The organism is Vagococcus xieshaowenii (genome assembly GCF_004792515.1).
Classification (GTDB): domain Bacteria; phylum Bacillota; class Bacilli; order Lactobacillales; family Vagococcaceae; genus Vagococcus_A; species Vagococcus_A xieshaowenii.
On sequence record NZ_CP038865.1, the window covers coordinates 991304 to 1014932 of the forward strand.

Genomic DNA, 23629 nt, shown 5'->3' on the forward strand with positions numbered 1-23629 from the left:
CCTTTCTTATTCGACCGACAAGAGGTAAGCGTCTTTACCTACACCAGAAATAATGGTTGTGTTATCGGGAAATGATTGATCTAATAGTTTCTTTATTTCGTCAGCTTTATCCGCTTGACAGATAACTTTAACGTTTGGTCCAGCATCCATTGTATAGTAACAAGGGATTCCTTGTCCACGTATCTCACGAATTCTTTGTAAAACTTTAACGGTTAGAGGTTCCCAATAGCTAAATGGAGGATTTGCACCCAGCATTGTCCCATGCATCTTCATACCGTTAGCTTCTGTAAGTTCTCCTAAAGCAATAAAGTCTTGATTATTAATAGCTTGTTTGATTGCTTTAATATCTTGTCCGGCTTGTTCTACCCATGCTGGATAAAAAGGAGACGTCTCAACAGTCAATTTCATTCCTTCACGGCTGGAAATTTCTTTTTTGCGTGTATTAACTGGAATAGTTAGCATGGCAATATTCCAATCGGCATCATCTACTTTGATAGCATAACTATCACTTCCATCAGTTTCAATGCCCATTTGCCACTCTACAAAGCCACCGTATATACTTCGAGTCGCACTACCAGAACCTTGACGAACAAAGGTGGAAAGTGTTTGTTTATCCATTCTTAACACAAATAATTCGTTTAAGGCGGTTCCCAGGGCAGCAAATGCTGAAGCTGATGATGCTAACCCTGCTGCGGTCGGTACATGATTATGACTTTCTACCAAAACAGCAGACTTAATAGACGATTGTGTACGGAATAATTCTATAAACTTCGAAATTTTAACACATTCTTCTAGAGGTTGTTCTACACCATTTAAGAAAAAAACATCCTGGTCTCCGTCAATAAAAGAGACTGTGGTATCAGTATAAAATTCATCTAATGTAAGTGACAACGAACTATTCATTGGTAAAAATAATGTCGTATCACGTTTTCCCCAATATTTAATTAAGGCAATATTTGTATGTGCGCGTGCTGTGACGCGTGAATGTTTCATATAAATTAGTCTCCCATCTGATAAAGCCAAGTATTTTTTGCACCATGTGAAGTTAGTGCCTTTTGGATGTGCTGAGCTTCTTGTTTAGAAGTTGCTAAGGCAATCATACAACCACCTCGACCACCACCAGTTAATTTAGCCCCAATTGCACCATTATTTAGCGCCACTTTTACAAGTTGATCAAGGCAATCATTAGAAACATTAAGTTTCGCTAGTAGCTGATGAGAGGCTATCATCGCTTTCCCTAGGTCTAGTGGCTGATTATTTGTAATATAAATTTTTGACGCTTCAGCGAGTTCTCCAAGACGGCTAATCATCTCACTAACTTCCTTCTGGTGTTGTTTTGACGCTATTTCGGCAACGGCTGCTTTTGTCTGTCCAGTAATACCGGTATCAGCTACAATTAAGCAAGCGTCTAGATTCAAAGAAAAAGGTGTCATAAATTGATTTTTCGCAAAAAAATAAGGTGTGGTGCTACTTGTCATTAGCGCATCTAATCCGCTAGGGTTACCGTGAGCAATTTTTTCAGATTCTCCGACAATACTTAGTAACAATTCATTTGTTAGAGAGACTTCAAAATAATCGAATATCCCACGAACGGTTGCAACGGCAACAGCAGCACTAGATCCCATACCTCTCTCGGCAGGAATAGTACTTTGAATACCAATGGATAATGTTTCATTTTTATTTAAATAATCTAAAGAGATCGTAATAACATGACGAAGGCTTTCAAGTAATTCAGGCATTTCTGAAACCAAGCCTTGATAAAATTCACAAGAAATCATTAGTTCTTCTGGGTGAGGGGTAACTGTCGCAATAATGCCCACGCTAGGGAAGGGGATTGCAATAGCAGGTTTTCCATATACAACTGAATGTTCACCCATCAAAATGATTTTTCCGTGAGAATTTCCAATTCCAATGCTCATATTATTCCTCCATTTACATAGTCAACCTTTATATTTTAGCTTAAAACTGCTATTTTCTCAATGTTTACAACGATATTTTCATGATAATTTCGTTATATTCATGATTATCATACGTGATTTTTGAGGAAAATAAACAAATAGGATGTATTATTAAGGAATATTTAAAAACTCATAGTGAAATCACTACGAGTTTTGTTGTCTATATACAGTTAATAAGTCACTAGCCGTTTTAAGATTCATGCGTTCTAAAAGACGAAGTTGTGATGCGATAGCTTCAATTTCATCTCCTACAGCTCCAGCATGAATAGCTAGCGCACTAGCGTGTAACGACATATGGCCTTTTTGAATACCTTCTGTTACCAATGCACGAATTGCTGCAAAATTTTGTGCTAACCCGACAGAGCAAATGATACGGCCTAATATTTCAGCATCATGGGTTTGCAATAATTCTTGCGAAGCTTTGGCTAGAGGTAAAGCATTAATAGCGCCTCCTAAAGAACCAAGTAATAAAGGAAGGGTTAACTCACCAATTAAACAATTAGATTTAGAATCAATGTACCAATTCGTCAAACCTTGATAACGACCATCCTTTGCTGCATAGGCGTGAATACCTGCTTCTATGGCTCTTGTATCGTTGCCTGTTGCCATAACAACAGCATCAATACCATTCATCATCCCTTTATTATGCGTAACAGCGCGATAAGGATCTAATTTTGCATAATGTGACGCTTTTACAATTTTTTCGGCAACCACGTCACCAGACAATTCTTTAGTGGCTAACTGATTAAAAGGAATAGAACACGATGAACTAACTAATGCACGGTCATTATAATTGCTCAAAATACTCATTAATTTCTCCGCGCGTAGCCATTCTTGTATAACAGGTGTCACACCTTCTAAAATGGTATTCACGATATTGGCACCCATGGCTTCTTTTACATCTACAAATAAGTACACCGTTAGATATTCAGCTTGATCTTTTTCGTTATAAATAATATGAGCCTTAAGATCGACTAATCCTCCTCCACGAGCCACAATGGAAGGGTGAGCAAGTTGCGCTAATTGTTTGATTTCATCAATGCGTTGTTCAATTAATCGTTTCCCCTCTGAAAAGTCCTCTAAGTTATAAAAAATCATTTGTCCTGTTTGTAGACGCTCAGGAAAAGAGGTTTTAAATCCTCCAGTGGCACGTGTAAATCGTGCTGCATTACTACAAGCTGCAATAACAGATGGCTCTTCTGTAACCATTGGAATCAAACATTCTTCGCCATCTACAATGAAATTCAACGCAACTCCCATTGGTAGGGTGAATTGACTAATTTGATTCTCAATTAAGTGATTAGCTACTTCTTCAGATAAACCTTTAGCGTTAAATAATAGCTTAGCTGTTTCTTCAGATAAAAAGGCTCTTTCCGTTAATAGAGCCAATCGTTCTTCACGACTTTTTTGGTAAAATTTAGAAATACTGGATGCTTTTTCCATAATATATGTTACTCCTTTGATTCTCCAACAAAGTCATAATGACGCTGATGATTAGTTACTTCGACTAATTGAATTGGCGCATGATCAAAGCGACTAGATAAGCTAGCTGTTGAGCCATCCGTCGGTAATTTTTCAGAGAACACCTCTTCATATTCTGCAACAGTTAATAATTGACGTGCAGCAAGTAAACCAGTATGTTCGGCTGTCAATAAATGTTCATCAAAACCATCAACTAGATCAAGTAAGAAGAATTCGCCAACCGCCCCAGAGCCATAGCTAAAGCACCCAATCGTATGTCCTGCTTTTAAGCTTGGCGCGTTATCTAGTAATGAATTTAAGCCTAAATATAAAGAGCCAGTATAGATATTTCCAATGTTTTTTGTGTAAATAATACTTTCTTCGTAATGTGTCAAAAAACGTTCTTTTGTTGTCTCTGAAACATTTTCTAATAAATTAGCCATTGCTTTTTTTCCCATTTTTGAATAAGGCAAATGAAAACATAAGGCTTCTAGAGATGCCACATCAAGAGAATAACGTGATTGATATTCTTTAAGGACTGTTTCAAAAAAGTTAATATAAGCTTCATTTGAAAATTTACCATCTACCATGGCATTCTCAGAATAAGTAGGACGCCAGAAGTCAAAAATATCACTCGTATACATAACGGTTTCATCTCTGATTGAAAAAATTCTAGGGTCTTCGGCAATTAACATCGCTACTGCTCCAGCACCTTGAGTGACTTCCCCAGGTGTATTTAAGCCATAACGGGCAATGTCTGAACCAATTACTAATACCTTACGTCCAGGATGTAAGGTTACATAGTCCTTGGCCATCATTATACCAGCTGTTGCACTGTAGCAAGCTTGCTTCATCTCAATACAACGGGCAAAAGGATTAATACCTAATAATTTGTGAATAGACACCGCACCAGACTTAGAATAATCTGTTCCTGATTCTGTGGCAAAAATCACCATATCAATTAGTAACGCATCTTCTTTAGAAATAATAGGTAGGGCTGCATTAGCTCCCATAGACACCGCATCTTGTGTGATCGGGTTAATTCCCATTTTTTCTTGACCAATGCCAATTGTATATTTATTAGGGTCTGTGTCACGAGCGTGAGCCAGATCGATCATATCGACATATAGCGTAGGGGTGAAGAAATTTATTTTATCAATACCTATTTTTTTAGTGTTCATATGTATTCTCTCCTTATTTGGAAAATCTATCATTTGAAGTGTAGCATAAAAATGCTGAAAACGTGAATACTCTTACGATTATTTAAATTATTTTAATAAATTTAGTGTCTATTTATCGTTAATTTTAATAAATTAAGTTAGCAAATAAGAATTAAAACTTATTTTTTGTAAGCATATAAATTGTCACTAATAACTATACGAGATATAATTATCTCGAATTAGAGATAATAGAGGTGAATGAGATGAATCAAACAGAGCGAGCACTACATAATTTTATTGCCATCATGAGAACAAAAGATTCTATTGAGAATGTTGTAAGACAAGACGTTAAACAGTATGGCTTAAATCTAACCGAATTTGCGGTATTAGAATTACTTTACAGTAAAGGAGAACAACCTATTCAAAAAATAGGGGACAAAATTCTTATCGCAAGTAGTTCTACAACCTATGTGGTAGATAAATTAGTTGCCAAACATTTAGTCGAGCGCTGTGTTTCTTCTAATGATCGACGAGTTTATTTGGCTAATTTGACACAGGAAGGCGAAAGGTTAATGCAGGATATCTTCCCTAAACATGCGAAGACTATCGAGCAAATTTTTTCAACGTTAAATGAAGAAGAAATGAAACAACTACAACGTATTTTACTTAAAGTTAATCAGACAACATAAGACAATTGATCAATCGAACATAGATTAAGAAAGAAGGAACGATTATGACAAAACAAACATCATTAAAAGGAATTCATCACGTGACTGCGATGACAAGCGATGCCGTTAAAAACTATCAATTTTTTACGGAAGTTTTAGGGATGCGTTTAGTAAAAAAAACTGTCAATCAAGATGATATTTACACCTACCATACTTTTTATGCAGACGATCAAGGATCACCTGGAACAGATATGACGTTTTTTGATTTTCCAAATAACCCACCCGGTGTTCGAGGAACCAATGCCATTACAAGAACTAGTTTCCGTGTGCCAACAAACGAATCGTTAGACTATTGGGTCAAACGTTTTGATACATTAAACGTGAGACATGAAGGTATTAGTGATTTGTTTGGTAAAAAAGTTTTACCGTTTGAAGATGACGATCAACAACGTTATCAATTGATTTCAGATGAGGACAATCAAGGCGTGATAGGTGGTACACCTTGGAAAAAAGGGCCTGTTCCATTAAAGCATGCTATTTATGGACTAGGACCTATCGAGATAACAGTTGCTTATTTCGAGCGTTTCAAAGAAATAATGACGAGTGTATATGGTTTTACGATTGTCACTGACGAACAAGATGTTGTCTTACTAGAAGTCGGGGAAGGTGGTAATGGTGCACAGATGATTTTACGTCACGACACACAATCACCAATAGCTCGTCAAGGATATGGAGAAGTCCATCATGTCGCATTCCGAGTAGCTGACCAAGAGGTGTTGTATGCTTGGTTGGATAAGTATCAACGTTTAGGGATTCCAAATTCAGGACATGTTGATCGTTATTATTTTGAAGCGTTATATGCACGAATTGGACATATTTTAATCGAATTATCAACTGATGGACCTGGTTTCATGGGAGATGAACCATATGAAACATTAGGCGAACATCTCTCTTTACCACCATTTTTAGAAAATCAACGTGCGTATATTGAAAGTGAAATTCGACCATTCAATACCAAAAGGGAGGACTAAATATGCTAGGTATTAACAAAATTCATCATATATCTGCCATAGTGGGAGATGTCCAAGAAAACTTAAACTTTTACCGAGATATTTTGGGTTTACGTTTGATTAAACAAACCGTCAATTTTGATGATCCATCAACGTATCATTTATACTTTGCTAATGACAACGAAAAAATGGGCACTGTAATCACCTTTTTTCCATGGCAAAATGCCTATGCTGGTCGTGTAGGTGGTGGACAAGTTGGAAAGATCGCTTTTAGCATTCCTAAAGGCAGTCTAACAAGCTGGGAAGATAACTTTAAACAGTTACAAATTCCTTTTACACGCGAGCCTGTTTTTTCTGGTGCACAACTTCATTTTTCAGATCCTCACGGTTTAAGCTTAAGCTTGGTAGAAAGCACTGAAGCGTCAGATAATGAAGCCATTACGGATATTCATGGCGTAGAATTACTTTCAACTGATTATCAGCAAACATTGACTAGTCTAACCAAACATCTAGGAATGAGTGATGCGTATGAAGAAGCTGACGTTTCGCGAATATTCATTAGAGGAGAAAGCGTGCAAGAAATTGTGTTACCTAAAACAAACTTTAACATAGGGCGTTTTGGTGTGGGAACAGTCCATCATATCGCGTGGTCAGTTCCAAATGATATCAAACAAATGCTTTGGCAAGATAAATTAATGGCCCTTCAATACGGCGTAACAGAAATTAAAGATCGGCGTTATTTCAAAGCTATATACTTGAAAGAATTTGGTAATATTATTTTTGAACTAGCAACGGAAACGCCAGGTTTTACAATTGATGAATCGCTTGAGCATTTAGGAGAGACATTAATGTTACCTAGTCAATTTGAATCCTTGCGTGAGCAAATTATGGCACAATTACCGGAGTTGAAGGTATGACTAAAAAATTATTATTAACACCTAGTGAATTAAATGAACGTGATAATTATAAGTTACTGATTGGTTCAATTGTACCACGGCCTATTGCGCTAATTAGTACACTTAATGAACAACAAGAGCTAAATATTGCACCCTTTAGCTATTTTAATATTGTAACGGCTAATCCTCCGATTGTCTCTGTTTCGGTTCAACGTAAAAACGGTCAGTTAAAAGATACGGCTAGGAACCTTTTAGCTCAAAAAGAAGCAGTGGTTCATCTGGTTGGTACAGAAATTGTAGCAGAAGCCAATCAAACAGCAGCTAATTTAGGGCCTAATGAGAGTGAGTTATCTTTGACTAACTTTACTACAGTAGCCTCTCATACGATTCAAACGCCGAGTATTTCACAAGCCAACATGCGTTTTGAAACAACCTTACTAGATTGTATTCCCATTGAAAACGATGGCATACCAACGGCGGATTTGTTTTTATTAAAAGTCCAAGCTTATCAAATTGATGAGCGTATTTATGAAGAAGGAAAAATAAATTTAGAGCAATTGTCTCCCGTCAGTCGCTTAGCAGGTGATTACTATGGACAAGTTGCTGAGGTCTTTCGTTTGAAACGACCTGATTAATAAGTGAGGAGGTGTCTGTAAATGGAACATCGATTTATTCAAGGAGAAGAACATCAACCGGTCTTTGTATTGCTACATGGAACAGGTGGTAGTATGGAAGATTTAATACCAGTAGCAGAGCATTTGAATTCTGACGCGTCAATATTAAGTTTACAAGGAGAGGTATTAGAAAACGGAATGCGTCGTTTTTTTAAACGGTTTCCAGATGCTAGTTTTGATTGGTGTGATTTGGAAAAACGTGGTGAGCAGTTACTTGATTTTTTAAAGGAAGCCGCTAGTATGTATCAATTCAAATTAAGTGACGTTATATTAGTTGGCTATTCAAATGGCGCTAACATGGCGATTAATTTGTTATTAAAGGAACACGGTAACCGGTTAAATCGCGCTATTTTATTCCATCCAATGTATCCAACAACGGAAACAAGAACAGCAAATTTAGCTGATGTATCAATTTTTGCCTCTTTAGGTGTAAAAGATCCTATCGTATCAGTAACCCAAAGCGAGCAAGTCATAGCGTTATTCGCAGATCAGGGGGCAAACGTCACCCAGTTTTGGACAACGGGCCATCAATTACTACAAAACGAAGTTGAAAAAGCTAGAAAATGGCTAAAGCAACAATTAGAAAATACTGACTAAAAAGAGCTGTGACAAAAATTTGTCACAGCTCTTTTTAAGGACTATTTAGGCTCTTGTAAAATATCTATAGATTTGATAACAACATCTTTTTCTGGTTTATCATTTGCACCTGTTTTAACTGAAGCAATCTTGTCTACCACATCCATACCTTCAGTCACTTGACCAAAGACTGTGTGGTTGCTAGTAGATCCTTCGAAAGTGTAATCCAGATAAGGGGTTCCACCAGATTTATATTTATCAATTATTTGTTGAGGATATTCATCCGTTAATAATCCATCAGACATATTGTCACTATTTTGGACAATGAAAAATTGACTGCCATTTGTATCAGGACCGGCATTTGCCATTGATAGTGCGCCACGAATATTGAATAATTCTCGATTTGATTCATCTTCAAACGGTTCTCCCCAAATACTTTCACCACCAGCACCGGTTCCTTCAGGGTCTCCACCTTGTATCATAAAGTTGTTGATCACACGGTGGAAGGTTACACCATCATAATAGCCTTTTTTCGCATGTGTCACAAAATTTTCAACTGTTTTTGGTACAACTTCAGGGAATAATCTAATTTTTATTGCTCCCTCAGACGTATTCATTTGCACCAAATATTCATTGGCTTGAACGTCTTCAGATAATTGGGGGAAGCTCATTTTACTGAAATCTACTGATTCTTCAGTATTTGATGAATCAATCGTTACTTCAGTAGAATTTGTAATACTTTCAACGGTATTTTCTTTTGACGAGCTACATCCACCCAATAATAATAAAGAGGAAGATAATAGTAGGGGCATTAATAATTTTTTCATTACATTAGTTCACTCACTTTCAATAAGATGATAAAGATTATAAATAAGATTATACCTAATTATGACACAAGTGAGAAATAAAATAAAAAAAGTCCTATTTTACCTATAATTAGTGGACGTGGTCTAGACAACTTGCTATAATAAAAGCGTATTCAAAAATAGCTAGGGGGATATTACAATGGGAAAATTAGGTATTTCAATTTATCCAGAACGATCAACATTTGAAAAAGACAAAGACTATTTAGATTTAGCACATAAATATGGATTTAAACGTGTGTTCACCAGTCTATTACAAATAACCGGTGACAAAGATCAAGTATTAGCAGACTTTAAAAAAGTCGTAGATTATGCTAATTCACTTGATTTTGAAGTGATGGTTGATATTAACCCTGGTTTGTTTGAACAATTAGGCATTTCATATGACGATTTGTCATTCTTCCATGAAATGGGCGCAGATGGTGTCCGTCTAGATATTGGAATGACAGGTGCGGAAGAAGCCCGTATGACACGTAACCCATACGGCATTAAAATTGAAATTAATATGAGTGGTGGTACTAGCTATGTTGATAATATTATGAGCTATTCACCTAATACATCTAATTTATTAGGGTCACATAACTTTTATCCTCATCGCTATTCTGGTTTAGATTATCAACATTTTGTTAATTGTTCGGAACAATTTAGACAGTATAACCTTAACACTATGGCATTTGTTAATTCGCACGCTGCCACATTTGGTCCATGGCCAACGCAAGATGGTTTATGTTCGCTAGAAGATCATCGTGATTTAGAAATTGCAACGCAAGTGAAACATTTAGTCTTAACAGGTTTAATTGATGATATTACGATTGGAAATGCCTATGCTTCAGAAGAAGAATTAAAAGCAATGGCAGAAGCATTCAATGCAGAATTCCCATCAATTAAAGTAGTGCCTGCAGAAGATATAACCGAAAATGAACGTATTTGTTTATTTGACAATGTTCACAGCTACCGAGGAGATCGCTCATCTTACATGTTGCGTTCGACAATGACTCGTGTTATTTACAAAGACAAGGAATTTCCAGCCCATAATACCGTTGACATGGTTCGTGGTGATGTCTTAATTGATAATGTCGGGTATGGACAGTACAAAGGTGAAACTCAAATAGCGCTTAAAGAAATGAAAAACGATGGCCGTGTCAATGTGGTTGGTAAAATTTCTGAAGATGAATTATTCCTATTAGAATTTTTAAAACCTTGGTCAAGTTTCAAACTAATTGAAGCTAAATAACGACTAAACTTAGAGGTCCTTTAGACTTCTAAGTTTTTTTGTGTGGTTTAAGTTGAGAATAGTGACTTAAAAATGTTATGATAAAGAAGAAGTCTTACTATATAGTTTTTTTACATAATAGATTAATAAAAAAATAGACAAGAAAGCTTTTTACCTATAGAATAGACAAAGATTGAATAAGAGTAGGAGGACAAAATATATGTCCATGTTTTTAGATCAAGTAACGATCGACGTTAAAGCCGGTGACGGTGGCGATGGAATGGTTGCTTTTAGAAGAGAAAAATATGTACCCGATGGCGGTCCACATGGTGGAGATGGCGGTCGCGGTGGAAATGTCGTATTTATTGTTGACGAAGGCTTACGTACGTTAATGGATTTTCGTTTCAACAAACATTTCCGAGCGCAAAATGGTGAAAAAGGCATGCGTAAAGGGATGCACGGTCGCGGTTCTGATGACTTAATCGTAAAAATCCCACCAGGTACGACTATTAGAAGTCAAGAAACTGGAAAAATTTTAGGAGATTTAACAGAACACGGTGATAGTATCGTCGTAGCTAAAGGTGGTCGCGGTGGACGAGGTAATATGCGTTTTGCGACACCTTCAAATCCTGCTCCGGAAATTGCTGAAAATGGTGAACCAGGAGAAGAATTACGTTTAGACTTAGAATTGAAAATTTTAGCAGACGTTGGGTTAGTAGGATTCCCATCTGTTGGTAAATCAACGCTATTATCGATTGTCTCTAAAGCTAAACCAAAAATCGGAAGCTATCATTTTACAACCTTAGCGCCTAATATTGGGATGGTCCCAACAAAAGACGGTCGTAGTTTTGCTATGGCGGACTTGCCAGGATTAATCGAAGGTGCTTCACAAGGTATCGGACTAGGAACACAATTCCTACGTCATATCGAACGTACGCGTGTATTATTACATGTCATTGATATGAGTGGTATGGAAGGTCGCGATCCATATGAAGATTACGTGACAATTAATAATGAATTAGAATCACATAACTTAAGACTGTTAGAACGTCCACAAATTATTGTGGCCAATAAAATGGACATGCCGGATTCTGAAGAAAATCTTGAAGAATTCAAAAAGAAATTAGCTGAAAATATTGAAGGTGACTTACCTTTAGTTTTCCCAATTTCTGGTATTTCAAAACAAGGGGTCGACGATTTATTAGTTAAGACTGCCGATATGATTGAAATTACACCGGAATTCCCATTATATGATGAAGAGGATATTCAAGAAGAAAACGTGGTTTATTCATTCGCAGCGACTCATCGAGAATTCGATGTTGATCGTGATCCAGACGGTACGTGGGTACTTTCTGGCGAGAAATTAGAACGTTTATTCTTAATGACAAACTTAGAACGTGACGAAAGTACAATGCGTTTTGCCCGTCAAATGCGTGGTATGGGTGTTGATGAAGAGTTACGTGAACGAGGAGCCCAAGATGGCGACTCAGTTAGAATCATGGACTTTGTCTTTGAATTCGTTGACTAGTAATTAGGCGCGTATAAAGATATTAAAAATAAGTATCTAGAGGTGATGGCACACGTTGCCTCACCTCTTTTTTATGGCAAATTAAAGAATAGGAGTTAACAATGAAATTAGAATTTTTAGGAACTGGTGCAGGTGTTCCATCAAAACAACGCAATGTAACAGGTATCGCACTAAAGTTATTTGACGAACGTAATGCTGTCTGGTTGTTTGATTGTGGTGAAGGAACCCAGCAACAAATTTTAAACACAAGTATCCGACCTGGAAAAATAGAAATGATATTTATTACGCATTTACACGGTGACCATATTTTTGGGTTGCCGGGATTACTAAGCAGTCGCTCGTTTCAAGGAGGAGATACAACACTGACAATTGTTGGTCCTAAAGGTATCAAAGCGTTTGTTGAAATAAGTTTAAAAGTATCCGAATCTCGCTTATCCTATCCTTTAGCGTTCATCGAAATTGAAGAAGGTGGCATTGTCTTTAAAGATAAACAATTTATTGTGGAATGCCTACCATTAGATCACAAGATTTCGAGCTATGGTTATCGTGTAACAGAAGCCGATCATCAAGGTGAATTACTAGTAGATAAATTACAAGCATTAAATATTCCATCTGGCCCTATTTATGGGAAAATCAAAAATCGTCAAATCGTTAGCTTACCGGACGGGCGTGAGATTAATGGAGAAGAGTTTGTTGGACCCGATCAAAAAGGACGTATTGTGACTATATTAGGTGATACTAGAGCACATCCTAACGTTGCAAAATTGGCAAAAAATGCGGATGTCTTGGTTCACGAGAGTACCTTTAACCATGCCGAAGCACAAAAAGCTCGAGCCTATTATCATTCAACCTCAACTCAAGCGGCAACTGTTGCTAAGGAACAAGGAGTAGGTCGACTATTATTAACCCATATTAGTTCACGCTATTTAGGTAAAGCTGTATATGATATGGAAAGAGAAGCTAGAGCTATCTTCCCAAATACTAAGATTGTAAAAGACTTTGATATTATTGATATACCTTTTGACAAAGAGGAACGTCAAAATGGCTAGACGCTTAGAAGGCAAAACCGTACTAATTACCGGAGCATCATCAGGTTTAGGAGAACAGTTAGCTTATTCTGCAGCAAAAGAAGGGGCTATCCTTATTTTATGCGCTCGTCGTGAAGATAAGTTAGTTACCATTACACAACAATGTACACAACTATCTGGTAAAGAAGCAACGTATTATTTGATGGATATTACGGATTATGAAATGACAGAGTTAGTATTAGATAGAATGATAAGACGTTTTACAAAAATAGATGTGCTAATTAACAATGCTGGTTTTGGTTTATTTAGAGAATTTTTATCATTTGAGATGGAAACTGCTGAAAAAATGTTTCAAGTTAATGTCTTAGGGTTAATGCACTTAACCAAAAAAATTGCCAATCATATGGTGACCCAAGAACAAGGTCATATTATTAACATCGGTTCACAAGGAGGTAAAATCGCCTCGCCTAAGAGTAGTGTCTATTCAGCGACTAAGTTTGCAGTCATTGGGTTTTCTAATGCTCTTCGTTTAGAGCTAAAACCTAAAGGCGTCATTGTTACAACCATAAATCCAGGGCCTATAAAAACGAATTTTTTTGATATTGCAGATGAAACAGGTAATTATCTTGATTCAATTGGCAAACTGGCGATTGATCCATCAGTATTAAGTAAAAAAATTGTAAATCTTATAGGTAAAAACAAACGAGAACTTAACACTCCTAAAATTATGGAAGTTGCAAGTAGAATGTCTAGCCTATTTCCAAAGCTAAGTGATATACTAACTGTATCGTTATTTAATAAGAAATAGTTGGGGAGGAAATCACCATGAAAAAAATGTGGAAATGGATTGTAGCTGCAATTGTTATTTTATTGGTTGTCATTTTTTCAGTTATGAACACACGATATGTTCGTTTAGATTTTTGGTTTAAATCGCTACATCTACCACTAATTTATATTGTTCTTGGGGCATTTATTTTAGGAGGTTTAGTGACGATGTTACTGTGGTTAACAAGTAATTTTGAACATCGCCATAATATCAAGGCTTTACAAAAAGATTTAGATGAACTTCAATCGTCACTTGATGATCGTGTTGCAACAGAAGTCAGTGCATCAAGAATCGAGTACGACGCACAATTATCTGAAAAAGAACAAGAACTAGTAGCATTAAAAAAAGAATTTGCTGCAGATAGTAATGAAAAAAATAAACAAATTCAACAACTGCAAGCAGAAGTAGCAAGTTTAACATCACCGCTTGTCGATGAAGTAACGCCTGTTTCTGATGAGTTGAATGATATACAATAAATGATAGTGGATTAAACTGATACGGAATAAATGCGTATCAGTTTTTTTGTATTATTTTTCCGTTCTACGTCTTAATTTGCTATAATAACTGAGTTGGGAGTGATTGAAGTGAAGCAATCAAAATTTAATTGGATTCGTTCAAACGAACCAATTCAAGAAGAATTAATTAATTGGCTAAAAGCGCATGGTTTATCAGAACAACTAGCGCCATTATTAGCTAATCGAAAGATAACAAGCGCAGAAGGATTAACCGAGTATTTTTATCCAACGCTCGATTCGTTGCATGATCCTTATAAATTGTATGACATGGATAAGGCAGTGAGTCGTTTATACGAAGCCATCGAAGCTGGTCAAAAAATAGTTATATATGGTGATTATGATGCAGATGGTATTACGAGTACCACAGTAATGAAAGAAGCCATCGAATTAGTTGGAGGAGATGTCTCTTATTTTCTTCCTAATCGTTTTGATCATGGTTATGGACCAAACATTGCCGTGTATGAAACGCTAATTAATGAAGGGGCTGAATTAATTGTAACGGTTGATAATGGCGTAACGGGTCATGAAGCAATTGAATATGCTAAGTCTAGAGGCGTAGACGTTATTGTCACCGATCACCATGAACTACCACAAGAGCTACCCGAACCGTACGCTTTAATTCATCCAAAACATCCAAAGGGAAGCTATCCATTCGGTGATCTAGCCGGTGTAGGCGTTGCCTTTAAAGTAGCAACCGCTCTTCTTGAAGAAGTACCCGTTGAATTGCTAGACTTAGTGGCCATTGGTACGATTGCAGATTTAGTCTCGTTGACTGGTGAAAATCGTACGCTTGTAAAGCATGGCCTATCTCTTATGAAACAAACAGATCGTATAGGCTTAAACGCCTTAATGGACATTGCAAAGATCGATAAGTCATCCCTAACCTCAGAATCAGTTGGATTTGGCATAGGGCCACGCTTAAATGCGATTGGAAGAATTGGAGATGCCACGCCAGGTGTTGCCTTGATGAGTACATTTGATGAGGAAGAAGCAATAGAGCTAGCTAGTTTTATTCAAAAGAAAAACGAAGAACGACAAGCTATCGTTGCAAGCATTAGTCAAGAAGCATTAGCAATCGTCGATCAGATGGGCGAACAACCGATTTATTTAATTGCAAAAGAAGGTTGGAACGAAGGTGTACTAGGAATTGTGGCTAGTCAAGTCGTTCAAAAAACTAATAAACCTTCTATCATCCTTTCAATTAACCCTGCAACTGGTATGGCGAAAGGTTCTGGCCGAAGTATTGAACAAATCAATCTATATGAGTTATTATCAGAAGTTAATGATGATTTAGTCAAATTTGGGGGCCATCATATGGCAGCAGGAATGACGATTGAGCAAGACAAGTTAACTTCTATTCAAGAACAGTTACGTCAACGCATACTTGAACTAGACATTGATTTTTCAAAAGGACAACCTCTAGAAGTGGAAGACTATCTTTCTCTTGATCAACTTGATGTGGCCTTTGTTGAGACGATTCAGGCGCTAGGACCTTTTGGAACAGATAATCCTTCTCCTATTTTCTTATTTGAAAACGGTAAATCTATAGGTGCTAAAGCCATCGGTACTGACCAAAAGCATTTGAAATTCCAATACCAGACACCTACTACGACATTAGATGTGATTGGATTTGGATATGGACCTCAATTAATGGAGGTCGAAAGTGCTAATGAACTAGCCATTGTGGGTGAATTGGCAGTTAACGAATGGAATGGCAATAAAAAAGTACAATTAATGCTGAAAGATTATGGTATTAATGAAACACAAGTTTTTGATTACAGAGAGAAACTACATCTTCTACCAGAATTATTAACATTACCTAATACGTTTTACGTTTTGTTCGATGGAAAAAACTTAAATCAATTTAAAGACATTCCTAAAGAACATTTACTGATGATTTCAAATCAAGTATCGTTATCTTCTTACGCAGGCATAGCACAATCAGTCGTATTTTTAGATTGCCCCGATGAAGAACAACAGTTACTTGAAGTTGTCCAAGCGCTTCAAGTTGAAAGAGTTTATTTGCTTTTATATAGTAAAGAACAGTGCTACTTAAATGGCATGCCATCACGAGAAGCTTTTGGGAAATTATTTAAGTTAGTTCAGACAAAGCAAGAAATTGATGTTCGTTATAAATTACACGATCTAGCAAAATTCTTAAATGTAGAATTTCATACAATAATTTTTATGATTAATGTGCTTTTTGACCTGAAATTTGTTACAATAGAGAACGGAGTGATGAGTAAAGTTACACAAACGAACTTTACCCCACTGTCAGCAAGTAACGTGTTTCAACGTCGTGAACGAAAAATGAAGACAGAGAAATTTTTACTTTATAGTAATATTGCAGAATTAGAGAAATGGCTGTTTCAATAGGAGGAAATGTAAACAATGAATTTAAAAGATTATATCGCAAGTATCCCTGATTATCCAAAAGAGGGTGTAATTTTTAGAGATATTTCACCACTTATGGGAGATGGAGAGGCTTATCGCGAAGCAACAAAACAAATTGTTGATTATGCTAAAGAAAAAGAAATCGACATGATTGTTGGACCAGAAGCTCGTGGCTTTATTATTGGTTGTCCAGTTGCCTATGAATTAGGCGTTGGCTTTGCACCTGCTCGTAAAAAAGGGAAATTACCTCGCGAAACGATCGAAGTGGATTATGGTTTAGAATACGGTGAAGCAACTTTAACATTGCATAAAGATGCGATTAAACCAGGGCAACGCGTCTTAATTTGTGATGATCTACTTGCAACAGGTGGTACCATCGCTGCAACAATAGAGTTAATTGAAAAACTTGGTGGCGTTGTAGCTGGATGTGCATTCTTGGTTGAATTAACTGATTTAAACGGAAGAGAAAAAATCAAAGGTTACGATATTTTAACATTAATGGACTTTTAATAGACACAAAAGGATGTGACCATATGTCGCATCCTTTTGTCTATTGTCTGTCCTTCAAAATAATTGTCATAGTGAAACAATTTATAGTATGATGAATGTTCAAACAATAAAAAGGAATGAGGCATATGACAAAAAATAAGAAACGTCGTCGTCATTTGGGCAAAAAAATAATGACACTATTCCTTTTAAGTATCCTTTCATGTGGCCTATTTTTAGGAATAAAAGCGAAACATCATGTAGATCGAGTTTTAACATGGTCAGAAGATGTCGAAAGAATAAGCACTAATAATAACATCCAAGATTATCAATTGTTAATAGAAGCCATTATATTAATGGAATCAAAAGGAAATAAAACTGATTTAATGCAAAGTAGCGAAAGTAGATATGGTAAAGTAGGAAATATCTCAAGTGAACAAGAAAGTCTTGAAGCAGGGATTAATTTTCTTGCGCAAGCAATTGAACTAGGTAAAGAACAACACGTCGATATTTGGACAAGTGTTCAAGCCTACAATTTTGGATTGAATTATATCTATTATGTTAGTGAAAATGGTGGAAAAAACTCTCTAGAATTAGCAGAAACTTATTCAAAAGAAGTCTTAGCACCAACACTAGGAAATAATAAATTAGAAACTTACTCCTATAAGATGCCACATGCCATTGTTTATAATGGTGGCTATTTATATAAAAATGGCGGTAATTTCTTTTATGCCGACATGGTAAAATGGTATCAAAAAATGATTCAAGGGTTATCGTAGAAAAGGGTGATTGAATGTTAGAGTTACAAAAGTTTTTAAATGCAGGTAGTACAACTATTTCAAATTTAATCCTTAAAAATTACCGAGCACTGGGTATTAATGAAGAAGAAGTTATGCTCTATTTTCAGTTACTAATGAATGCTAACGAAGGAAAAGCCTTCCCAGACATGAAGATAATTGGTGAAACAATGGGCCTTTCTATTCAAGAAGTGTATAGTTTGATTCAAACACTCATTAACAAGCACATTATTAAGCTAGAAAGTCAACAAAATGAGGCTGGACAACAGATTGATTATTATGATGTGACCGTTGTTTACGAAGCGTTAAAAGATATTCTTAATGCACAAAAACAAAAATCATTCGTTGAACAAACACAGATAGATACAAGACATTTACTTCATGTATTCGAACAAGAATTTGGGCGAAGTCTTTCTAGTATCGAAAGAGAAAGTATTAACTACTGGGTATTTGATGATCACTATAGTCCAGAAATAATTGAACTAGCCCTTAAAGAAGCCGTCTTAAACCAAGTGTATAACATCAAATATATCGATAGAATTTTACTAAGCTGGGAAAGAAAAAATCTGAGGTCAAAAGCACAAGTACTAAATGAGCTAAATCATCGAAAAAATCAATTAAGAAGTCAAGATAAACAAGCGTTTATTAATGAACAAGAGAAAAATAAACCTAAAATACCTTTATTTAATTGGTTAGAAAATGAAGATAAGTAGGGGATATTATGCTGTCTAAAGCAAAAACAATGGAAGCCATCGATATTATTGCCGATATGTATCCAGATGCCGAATGCGAATTAGTTCATAAAAATCCATTTGAACTTTTAATCGCTGTTATTCTTAGCGCACAAACAACAGATGTTTCAGTTAATAAAGTAACACCTGCTTTATTTAATAAATTTCCAACTCCTGAAGCTCTAGCAACAGCTGATTTAACAGATATTGAAGACACAATTAAAACAATTGGGTTATATCGAAACAAAGCCAAACATATTAAAGGTTGTAGTCAAAAAATAGTCTCTGAGTTTGATGGTAAGGTACCACAGACTATAAAAGAGCTCGTTAGTTTACCAGGCGTTGGGAAAAAAACGGCAAATGTTGTGGTAAGTACAGCTTTTGGCGTTCCTGCTATTGCAGTGGATACTCACGTTGAAAGAGTCTCCAAACGTTTAAGAATTGTGAAACAATCGGCTACTGTTAATGAAGTAGAAGAGACATTAATGAAGAAAATACCCAAAGATAGATGGTCTAAAACACATCATCAATTAATTTTCTTCGGGCGCTATCACTGTACAGCAAGAAAACCAAAATGTAGTGAATGTCCATTGCTTTATATGTGTGCAGAAGGTCAAAAAAACACATAAGACTATTTTATGAAAACAATTATCAAACCGTATGTAAGTTAATAGCTAACATGCGGTTTTTTGGAACGAAATAGATAGTATATAAATAAATTATGTAAACTAGTATAAAACTAACCAAAAAATCAATCAGTGTCATGATTTTTTTGAGTCATACTTATCACATTTCATTTGACTATCAATAAGTATTCGTTGTATCAACAAATGCTAACTTAAATTTTTATAAACAATTCATATAAAATCATTTATCTACATGAATACTTAATAGATAGGACTAAACGAGTGGGGGACGTATATGGATAGACTTTTTAAAGATGAGTTAATAATTATTTTATCTAGGTTTACATAATATATATTATAAGAAGTAGTTAAAATGAGTTATCCTACAGACAGATGCTAGCTATAATCATTAAGTTAATACTAACTATTGATATAATCGTTAAATAAATTAAACTTTTGCAGCTGTTTGAAGGCTTAAGTTATTTAACGATTTATTTGCCAGTATCATTCAATCAACTAACTTTGAATAATTAATCAAAAATGTATCCTGTTAATTAAATGCTAGTATTAACTGATCTAATACCATTTTGTAACTAACCAATTAACTATTTTTCAAAAATCAATCAATTGATATTACATTAGTATTAACGTATTAACCTCATAAAAACTTAATATGAAATTGCATAACTAAGTGATATTTAACTAATAGTTATTAGCATTTCTTATCAAATCGTTTTTATTTATAGAATAATAATAACTAATTATCCATAAGTTAAAATCATCGATCATTTTATATGATTACATAAATATCAGCCGACTACATATGATCTATATGATTAAACAGGACTGTTTGAAAGCTCTTTTCATCTTTACAGAAAATGATAATATTCAATAAAGATGAATAAAAATTAAATAATATGAATATTATGGTTGATTAATTGGTATAGACCATATATAATGATACTATCTCCTACTCTATACATGAAAGGAATGATAAAATTGAATCGTGAACACGTTATGAATATGCTGCAAAACGAACTTGATCAAGCACCTGATTACCTTAAAGATTTCGTTCATCACAAACTAACACAAGAATTCTCTCCTCACACGATAAATGAATACTTAAAAAATTATCGGCTTTTTTTCAACTGGGCTCTTTCGGAGCACATATTGAGTGATTTATCCCCTGATTCTTTAGAAAGTTTAACCGCTTATAAAATGAATCTGTATAAATCTCACCTACTTTCTCGAGAAAAATATGGCACTCCTTCTGACACTTATAAAGGAACGTTGTCTAAACCGACAATTAAGCGACATTTAACGGCTTTAAAAGTATTGTTCCACTATTTAGCTACTAGTTATGATAACGCACAGGAACGCCCCTATTTGTCACACAATCCAATGAATGGCGTTGAAAATGTAAAAGAACAGCAAACATTACAAGCACGTGCAGATGCTATCGAAGAAAAATTGTTTTTAGGTAAAGAAACACATGATTATTTAGCGTTTATTGAAGAAGATTATCAGCATACGCTATCTCCTCAAGCCCTAAAATTTTTTAAGCGTGATAAAGAACGCGATGTTGCGATTAATGCACTAATTCTTGCTAGTGGTTTGAGACTTTCTGAAGTTGTTAATTTGAATTTAGAAGATGTTTCCTTTGAAAAAAATCGCTGCTATGTCACAAGAAAAGGTAATAAAAAAGACTCTGTAAGAATCGCTTCTTTTGGCATGGATTATTTAGCAAACTATATTAGCGTTAGAACCTTACGATATCCAAATACTAATGAAACCTCTGCTCTGTTTATTACTACATACAAAGGACAGTCCACAAGAATGAGTGGTAACGCTATTGAAAAGATGGTAGCCAAGTATTCTAAAGCTTTTAGAGTGGAAGTTTCTCCGCATAAGTTACGCCATACACTTGCCACGAATTTATTTAAATCATCCAAAGATTTATTATTAACCTCACAGCAACTCGGTCACTCTTCAGCCGGACAAACAACCGCACTTTACATTCATATCGATAACGATACGACAATGGACGCATTAAATTCATTATAAAAAATAGCAATGTCTAGTTAAATTAGACATTGCTATTTTTGTTTATAAGCAAAAGGCGTTCTAGTAAACCATTAATAACCGCTGAGTCTTCGTAATGTGCAGGCGTCTGTAGTAGCTGAATGGCTAGACCATATATTCCCCAACTGATGAAACTAGTAGTTATATTGCCGTTCTTTGACCTAGATTTAATAGCTGTTTCAATTATTTGGATTAGCAAATGCGACAAACTACTGTTTATTTGATTATATGATAGGGTGAACTCTTCTTTGATAATCTGATGAAGTTTCACGATATCATCAATTAGTTCCTGGTAAAAGGCAACATCCTCTTTGGTAGAACTACGCCACTTTTTTCAAGCGTATTTAAATAAACATATGATAACGTTTGCTCTAAAAGTGTCTGCTTATCTTCAAAATTCGCATAAAACGTTGAACGATTAACGCCTGCTTCTTTTGCAATATAAGCAATTGATAGTTGCTGCCAGTCGTATTTTTTTAATAAGATGAAACAGGTGGATCTAATTTTTTCTTTTGTTTTAATGATTCGTTTATCTATTTTATTGTTCATTTTAATTTTTTAGCTCCAAGTAACAAAAGATAACCAACAGATGTTGGTTATCTACGTCATTTTATAGTCTTAAATAGTGATTTAATGCTTTTAAACGTTTTTCTTGAAAAACTTATCATGCTTTTGTTTATTTTAATAACTTTCTGATAATTCTATCTTTCATCTCTGAATAAGGTGCATTCATTACGGATAAGGTTAGCCAAGTTTGTCGGTTTAGGACCGCTTTTTGATGCGTAAACGCTTCGTAAGAATAACGTCCATGGTAATGACCGATACCTGAATTTCCCACTCCGCCAAAAGGTAGATGAATATTGGCTAAATGTAAAATTGTGTCATTAACCGTTGCACCACCATAAGATAAGGTATTAAGTAGCAATTGCTGTTCTTTTTTGTCTTCAGTAAACGGGTAAAAAGCCAGTGGTTGTTCAAAGGATTGAACAAATTTGATAGCTTGATCTAAAGAATCATACGGCACAATCGGTAAAATCGGGCCGAAAATCTCCTCTTCCATACTCTTAGAAGATGTCATCATCTCTACACAAAGAATCGTTGGTTCAATAGATAAAGTATTCTCATCTACCTGTCCGCCATAAACAATAGCCTCTTGATCATTTTTTAATAGACTGTTTAGTCGTTGCCAAGCTGAATGATTAACGATTTTGCCGTAATCAGGATTTGTCATCGGAGTATCTCCATAAAAAACATGAATTGCTTCCTTTACATGTTCCATAAACTCAGGTAAACATTGACGATCGACTAGACAATAATCCGGTGCGACACAGGTTTGTCCCGTATTAATAAATTTCCCCCAGACAATGCGTCGTGCTGCATGTGACAACTTAGCATTCTGAGTAACGATTGCAGGACTCTTTCCCCCTAACTCTAAGGTAACAGGTGTTAATTGCTTACTAGCAGCTTCATAAACAATTCTTCCAACTTTCGGGCTACCGGTAAAAAATATTTTGTCAAAATGATGAGTTAAAACAAACGTATTCGCTTCAATACTACTTTCAAAAAAAGATAACAACCCCGGATCAAAATAACGACGGACACCTTCTATTAAGACTTGGTTAATCGTGGGCGTATATTCGGATAATGCTACTAATGCAGTATTTCCACCTGCTAAAGCACCAATAATAGGATCAAACGATAGCAAAATAGGATAGTTAAAGGCAGACATAATCAAACTATTTCCTAATGGTTCGGTTATAATGTGACTTGTTGCAGGAAAAAGGGTTAAAGGCGTTTTTACTCGTTTAGGTTTCATTAGTTTACGTAAGTGTTTAAACATGTAATGAATACTCTCATAGGTAATCCCAATTTCCGTTAAGTACGACTCGCTTGGATGCTTACCTAAATCACGTTTTAAGGCATTCATTATTTCCGGTTCCAAATCCTTTATCATCTTTTTTAATCTCTTTAAAGCGTCTATACGAGCCTCATAGGAACGTATACGCCCGTCTTGATAGTATAAGCGTTGTCTTTCTATTATTGATAATAATTCTGTTTCCATTGTCATCCCTCTATTTTCTTTAGCGATCATTTAACAATTAGTTCATTACGTTTCTTTTATATAAAAAAACATTCT

Annotated in this window: 23 protein-coding genes; 16 read left to right on the top strand and 7 right to left on the bottom strand. The window is 35.5% G+C overall.

What is annotated here, in order from left to right:
* Nucleotides 1–6: 6 nt before the first annotated feature.
* The 4 genes from mvaD to E4Z98_RS04795 form a co-directional block, all read right to left on the bottom strand.
* Nucleotides 7–993 carry a diphosphomevalonate decarboxylase gene (mvaD, locus tag E4Z98_RS04780; RefSeq protein ID WP_135254732.1) on the bottom strand — a complete coding sequence of 329 codons (987 nt, stop codon included), beginning with the start codon at nucleotides 991–993 and terminating at the stop codon, nucleotides 7–9.
* 5 nt (nucleotides 994–998) lie between these two features.
* Nucleotides 999–1919, bottom strand: a complete 921-nt coding sequence (gene mvk / locus E4Z98_RS04785) for a mevalonate kinase (RefSeq protein ID WP_135254731.1) — start codon at nucleotides 1917–1919, stop codon at nucleotides 999–1001.
* 183 nt (nucleotides 1920–2102) lie between these two features.
* On the bottom strand, nucleotides 2103–3401 hold the full coding sequence (locus tag E4Z98_RS04790; protein WP_135254730.1) for a hydroxymethylglutaryl-CoA reductase, degradative: 1299 nt from the start codon (nucleotides 3399–3401) through the stop codon (nucleotides 2103–2105).
* Nucleotides 3402–3409: 8 nt separating this feature from the next.
* Entirely contained in the window at nucleotides 3410–4600 is a 1191-nt protein-coding gene (locus E4Z98_RS04795) for a hydroxymethylglutaryl-CoA synthase (protein WP_135254729.1), read from the bottom strand.
* A gap of 242 nt (nucleotides 4601–4842) precedes the next feature.
* Here E4Z98_RS04795 and E4Z98_RS04800 point away from each other — a divergent pair, with 242 nt between their 5' ends.
* Genes E4Z98_RS04800 through E4Z98_RS04820 form a run of 5 tightly spaced genes read left to right on the top strand, consistent with a single transcriptional unit; the run spans nucleotide 4843 to nucleotide 8424 of the window.
* The gene (locus E4Z98_RS04800; RefSeq protein WP_135254728.1) at nucleotides 4843–5268 is read left to right on the top strand and encodes a MarR family winged helix-turn-helix transcriptional regulator; all 426 of its coding nucleotides are present in this window, start codon (nucleotides 4843–4845) and stop codon (nucleotides 5266–5268) included.
* Nucleotides 5269–5312: 44 nt separating this feature from the next.
* Nucleotides 5313–6278, top strand: a complete 966-nt coding sequence (locus E4Z98_RS04805; RefSeq protein ID WP_135254727.1) for a ring-cleaving dioxygenase — start codon at nucleotides 5313–5315, stop codon at nucleotides 6276–6278.
* A gap of 2 nt (nucleotides 6279–6280) precedes the next feature.
* Nucleotides 6281–7174 carry a VOC family protein gene (locus E4Z98_RS04810; RefSeq protein WP_135254726.1) on the top strand — a complete coding sequence of 298 codons (894 nt, stop codon included), beginning with the start codon at nucleotides 6281–6283 and terminating at the stop codon, nucleotides 7172–7174.
* Nucleotides 7171–7788 (top strand): flavin reductase family protein, encoded by a 618-nt coding sequence (locus tag E4Z98_RS04815; RefSeq protein WP_135254725.1) that lies wholly within the window; start codon nucleotides 7171–7173, stop codon nucleotides 7786–7788. The genes E4Z98_RS04810 and E4Z98_RS04815 overlap by 4 nt, the downstream gene beginning before the upstream one ends.
* A gap of 21 nt (nucleotides 7789–7809) precedes the next feature.
* On the top strand, nucleotides 7810–8424 hold the full coding sequence (locus E4Z98_RS04820) for an alpha/beta hydrolase (RefSeq protein WP_135254724.1): 615 nt from the start codon (nucleotides 7810–7812) through the stop codon (nucleotides 8422–8424).
* A gap of 41 nt (nucleotides 8425–8465) precedes the next feature.
* On the opposite strand, the gene E4Z98_RS04825 is transcribed toward E4Z98_RS04820, so the two are convergent.
* The gene (locus E4Z98_RS04825) at nucleotides 8466–9230 is read right to left on the bottom strand and encodes a peptidylprolyl isomerase (RefSeq protein WP_135254723.1); all 765 of its coding nucleotides are present in this window, start codon (nucleotides 9228–9230) and stop codon (nucleotides 8466–8468) included.
* A 178-nt stretch (nucleotides 9231–9408) separates the two neighbouring features.
* Between E4Z98_RS04825 and E4Z98_RS04830 the strand changes: the two genes are divergently transcribed.
* From E4Z98_RS04830 to xerS, 11 genes are all read left to right on the top strand, one after another.
* Entirely contained in the window at nucleotides 9409–10500 is a 1092-nt protein-coding gene (locus tag E4Z98_RS04830) for a DUF871 domain-containing protein (RefSeq protein ID WP_135254722.1), read from the top strand.
* A 199-nt stretch (nucleotides 10501–10699) separates the two neighbouring features.
* A complete protein-coding gene (gene obgE, locus E4Z98_RS04835) occupies nucleotides 10700–12007 on the top strand; it encodes a GTPase ObgE (RefSeq protein WP_167790934.1) in 1308 nt (435 codons plus the stop codon).
* 101 nt (nucleotides 12008–12108) lie between these two features.
* The gene (gene rnz, locus E4Z98_RS04840; protein ID WP_135254721.1) at nucleotides 12109–13056 is read left to right on the top strand and encodes a ribonuclease Z; all 948 of its coding nucleotides are present in this window, start codon (nucleotides 12109–12111) and stop codon (nucleotides 13054–13056) included.
* The gene (locus tag E4Z98_RS04845; protein WP_135254720.1) at nucleotides 13049–13843 is read left to right on the top strand and encodes an SDR family NAD(P)-dependent oxidoreductase; all 795 of its coding nucleotides are present in this window, start codon (nucleotides 13049–13051) and stop codon (nucleotides 13841–13843) included. The genes rnz and E4Z98_RS04845 overlap by 8 nt, the downstream gene beginning before the upstream one ends.
* Nucleotides 13844–13860: 17 nt before the next feature.
* Nucleotides 13861–14337 (top strand): LapA family protein, encoded by a 477-nt coding sequence (locus E4Z98_RS04850; protein WP_135254719.1) that lies wholly within the window; start codon nucleotides 13861–13863, stop codon nucleotides 14335–14337.
* A gap of 108 nt (nucleotides 14338–14445) precedes the next feature.
* Nucleotides 14446–16752 carry a single-stranded-DNA-specific exonuclease RecJ gene (recJ, locus tag E4Z98_RS04855; RefSeq protein WP_167790933.1) on the top strand — a complete coding sequence of 769 codons (2307 nt, stop codon included), beginning with the start codon at nucleotides 14446–14448 and terminating at the stop codon, nucleotides 16750–16752.
* 15 nt (nucleotides 16753–16767) lie between these two features.
* Complete coding sequence (locus tag E4Z98_RS04860) at nucleotides 16768–17280, top strand: adenine phosphoribosyltransferase (RefSeq protein ID WP_135254718.1); 513 nt, start codon at nucleotides 16768–16770, stop codon at nucleotides 17278–17280.
* 125 nt (nucleotides 17281–17405) lie between these two features.
* Nucleotides 17406–18035, top strand: coding sequence for a lysozyme family protein (locus tag E4Z98_RS04865; RefSeq protein WP_135254717.1), 630 nt, complete (start codon nucleotides 17406–17408; stop codon nucleotides 18033–18035).
* A gap of 14 nt (nucleotides 18036–18049) precedes the next feature.
* Entirely contained in the window at nucleotides 18050–18766 is a 717-nt protein-coding gene (locus E4Z98_RS04870) for a DnaD domain-containing protein (protein WP_135254716.1), read from the top strand.
* An 8-nt stretch (nucleotides 18767–18774) separates the two neighbouring features.
* On the top strand, nucleotides 18775–19413 hold the full coding sequence (nth, locus tag E4Z98_RS04875) for an endonuclease III (RefSeq protein ID WP_135254715.1): 639 nt from the start codon (nucleotides 18775–18777) through the stop codon (nucleotides 19411–19413).
* Between the two features lie 996 nt (nucleotides 19414–20409).
* On the top strand, nucleotides 20410–21474 hold the full coding sequence (xerS, locus tag E4Z98_RS04880) for a tyrosine recombinase XerS (protein WP_280529214.1): 1065 nt from the start codon (nucleotides 20410–20412) through the stop codon (nucleotides 21472–21474).
* Between the two features lie 300 nt (nucleotides 21475–21774).
* Here xerS and E4Z98_RS04885 read toward each other — a convergent pair whose 3' ends face one another.
* Complete coding sequence (locus E4Z98_RS04885; RefSeq protein ID WP_135254714.1) at nucleotides 21775–22041, bottom strand: TetR/AcrR family transcriptional regulator; 267 nt, start codon at nucleotides 22039–22041, stop codon at nucleotides 21775–21777.
* Between the two features lie 127 nt (nucleotides 22042–22168).
* The gene (locus E4Z98_RS04890; RefSeq protein ID WP_167790932.1) at nucleotides 22169–23554 is read right to left on the bottom strand and encodes an aldehyde dehydrogenase family protein; all 1386 of its coding nucleotides are present in this window, start codon (nucleotides 23552–23554) and stop codon (nucleotides 22169–22171) included.
* Nucleotides 23555–23629 lie beyond the last annotated feature (75 nt).

Excerpts from the sequence above, each read along its gene's own strand:
- E4Z98_RS04815 (WP_135254725.1), top strand. The coding sequence starts at position 7,171 with ATGACTAAAAAATTATTATTAACACCTAGTGAATTAAATGAACGTGAT.
- nth (WP_135254715.1), top strand. The coding sequence starts at position 18,775 with ATGCTGTCTAAAGCAAAAACAATGGAAGCCATCGATATTATTGCCGAT.
- obgE (WP_167790934.1), top strand. The coding sequence starts at position 10,700 with ATGTCCATGTTTTTAGATCAAGTAACGATCGACGTTAAAGCCGGTGAC.
- E4Z98_RS04890 (WP_167790932.1), bottom strand. The coding sequence starts at position 23,554 with ATGGAAACAGAATTATTATCAATAATAGAAAGACAACGCTTATACTAT.
- E4Z98_RS04865 (WP_135254717.1), top strand. The coding sequence starts at position 17,406 with ATGACAAAAAATAAGAAACGTCGTCGTCATTTGGGCAAAAAAATAATG.
- mvaD (WP_135254732.1), bottom strand. The coding sequence starts at position 993 with ATGAAACATTCACGCGTCACAGCACGCGCACATACAAATATTGCCTTA.
- E4Z98_RS04830 (WP_135254722.1), top strand. The coding sequence starts at position 9,409 with ATGGGAAAATTAGGTATTTCAATTTATCCAGAACGATCAACATTTGAA.
- E4Z98_RS04790 (WP_135254730.1), bottom strand. The coding sequence starts at position 3,401 with ATGGAAAAAGCATCCAGTATTTCTAAATTTTACCAAAAAAGTCGTGAA.
- E4Z98_RS04825 (WP_135254723.1), bottom strand. The coding sequence starts at position 9,230 with ATGAAAAAATTATTAATGCCCCTACTATTATCTTCCTCTTTATTATTA.
- E4Z98_RS04795 (WP_135254729.1), bottom strand. The coding sequence starts at position 4,600 with ATGAACACTAAAAAAATAGGTATTGATAAAATAAATTTCTTCACCCCT.
- mvk (WP_135254731.1), bottom strand. The coding sequence starts at position 1,919 with ATGAGCATTGGAATTGGAAATTCTCACGGAAAAATCATTTTGATGGGT.
- E4Z98_RS04820 (WP_135254724.1), top strand. The coding sequence starts at position 7,810 with ATGGAACATCGATTTATTCAAGGAGAAGAACATCAACCGGTCTTTGTA.
- E4Z98_RS04800 (WP_135254728.1), top strand. The coding sequence starts at position 4,843 with ATGAATCAAACAGAGCGAGCACTACATAATTTTATTGCCATCATGAGA.
- E4Z98_RS04845 (WP_135254720.1), top strand. The coding sequence starts at position 13,049 with ATGGCTAGACGCTTAGAAGGCAAAACCGTACTAATTACCGGAGCATCA.
- E4Z98_RS04860 (WP_135254718.1), top strand. The coding sequence starts at position 16,768 with ATGAATTTAAAAGATTATATCGCAAGTATCCCTGATTATCCAAAAGAG.
- E4Z98_RS04885 (WP_135254714.1), bottom strand. The coding sequence starts at position 22,041 with ATGAACAATAAAATAGATAAACGAATCATTAAAACAAAAGAAAAAATT.
- E4Z98_RS04805 (WP_135254727.1), top strand. The coding sequence starts at position 5,313 with ATGACAAAACAAACATCATTAAAAGGAATTCATCACGTGACTGCGATG.
- rnz (WP_135254721.1), top strand. The coding sequence starts at position 12,109 with ATGAAATTAGAATTTTTAGGAACTGGTGCAGGTGTTCCATCAAAACAA.
- E4Z98_RS04870 (WP_135254716.1), top strand. The coding sequence starts at position 18,050 with ATGTTAGAGTTACAAAAGTTTTTAAATGCAGGTAGTACAACTATTTCA.
- E4Z98_RS04810 (WP_135254726.1), top strand. The coding sequence starts at position 6,281 with ATGCTAGGTATTAACAAAATTCATCATATATCTGCCATAGTGGGAGAT.
- E4Z98_RS04850 (WP_135254719.1), top strand. The coding sequence starts at position 13,861 with ATGAAAAAAATGTGGAAATGGATTGTAGCTGCAATTGTTATTTTATTG.